The sequence below is a fragment of the Acinetobacter sp. ABJ_C4_1 genome (genome assembly GCF_044538495.1).
GTDB lineage: Bacteria > Pseudomonadota > Gammaproteobacteria > Pseudomonadales > Moraxellaceae > Acinetobacter > Acinetobacter nosocomialis_A.
The window spans coordinates 1-246 of sequence record NZ_JBIUCQ010000043.1 but is presented as its reverse complement, the minus strand read 5'-3'; the positions used below and the strand labels follow the sequence as shown (position 1 = coordinate 246).

The 246-nt window shown below is 45.5% G+C and carries 1 pseudogene; it reads right to left on the bottom strand.

Annotated features, from left to right (window positions below):
- Nucleotides 1–246, bottom strand: a pseudogene (locus ACIF8R_RS18400) (hypothetical protein); the annotation flags it as partial.

The following is a 246-nucleotide window of genomic DNA, read 5'->3' as shown; positions in this document are numbered from 1 at the left end:
GCGCATCGGCAAGTTGAATATCAACGGTATTACCACTAATGACTGTCTTCACATTCGAGTTCGAGCCAGATGCTGTCAGCCCACCTGTGATATTCAGGGTTTCACCCAATTTACGGTCAACACTGCCGCTGTTACCCGCAAAGGTAATCGGTTTAACCACTTCATTGTTCAGGTTAGTTAAGGCATCACCGACATTGTTGGCATTAACTGTTGTACCGTCAGTTTTAGTGGTGACATAAGTTGGTG